Annotated in this window: 1 protein-coding gene; it reads right to left on the minus strand. The window is 61.5% G+C overall.

The window, feature by feature from the left end:
• Positions 1-938, minus strand: a 938-nt coding sequence (gene ltrA, locus ACSQ83_RS35860) for a group II intron reverse transcriptase/maturase (protein ID WP_436231371.1), incomplete at its 3' end; no start/stop codon positions are given.
• Positions 939-1,292: the final 354 nt, after the last annotated feature.

The following is a 1,292-nucleotide window of genomic DNA, read 5'->3' on the forward strand; positions in this document are numbered from 1 at the left end:
AGAAACTTGCGGCCGAACACGCTCGCCACCGCGCTCTTGGTCTCGTTGACCTTCAAGCGCAGCCGACCATACAAGCGTCGCAACAGTGCCATCACTCGTTCACCTGCACGGCGGCTACGAACATACACGTTCGAATCGTCGGCGTAGCGCACGAAGCAATGACCCCGCCTTTCCAATTCCCGATCCACCTCATCGAGCAGCACGTTGGCCAGCAATGGTGATAGCGGCCCGCCTTGCGGCGTGCCCTGATGTCTTTGCTGCACCACCCCGTCATCCATGATGCCGCTGTTCAAATACGCCCGGATCAACTGGATGACTCCGGCGTCGCCAAGGCGTTTCTGTAAGCGGTCGATCAGAATGTCGTGATTGACCCGGTCGAAGAACTTCTCCAGATCCACGTCCACCACAACCCGCCGCCCAGACTGCACGTACGACTGCGCGGTTAACACCGCGTCGTGCGCACTGCGCCCGGGCCGAAAGCCGTAGCTATGCTCGCTGAAGGTAGGGTCCAGAATCGGCTGCAACACCTGCAGCAGTGCTTGCTGGATCAGCCGATCCGTCACCGTCGGGATGCCCAGCTCGCGCTCGCCTCCGTCCGCTTTCGGAATCGTCACTCGCCGTACCGGACTCGGCCGGTACGTCCCCTTTAGCAATTGCTCGCGGATCACAGGCCACACCGTCACCAGGTGTCGGGAGGTCTGATCGATATCCAGACCGTCTACACCCGCAGCGCCTTTGTTTGCCCGTACCCGCTTAAACGCCTGCTTCAGGTTCTCTCTCGTCAACGCCGCTTCCAGCAGCGCCGACCCTGTGTTCCCGGATTCATGCCGCGGGCGGCAAGCTTCGTCACTCACGGGTACACGCGCAGCTTCACCGCGCGCTACTCCCGCTCGCCCCGTTTGCCCGGGCATCTGACGCAATGCCTGCCACATCGACATGACGCTGAACACTCCTTCTCGTTCGGCCCTTCATCACTAGCTTCAGCCTCACCGGCCTATCCTGTGACTAGTACGGCCTCTGCTGACTTCTCGCTCCGACTCGACGCCGTCGCCCTTTCAGGCACGAGGCGAGATCTCCCCAGGTAAGAACGCAATCCTTCACCGCACAACCGCCGGATCTACAGCACCTGATCCTTGACCACGAGAGCTTCGCAGTTTCGTGCCTGCTCGCCCTGATCGGCACCGCCTTCTATCCGGTTCTTGTCCATCGGCTCGCGGCTTCGCTCCACGCTTCCTCCCCACGCTCGGTCACCCTCACGCAGTTGCGCTTCGCTTCGTTCGCTGTGGTCAACT

It is taken from the genome of Caballeronia sp. LjRoot29 (genome assembly GCF_964252755.1).
Taxonomy (GTDB): Bacteria; Pseudomonadota; Gammaproteobacteria; order Burkholderiales; family Burkholderiaceae; genus Caballeronia.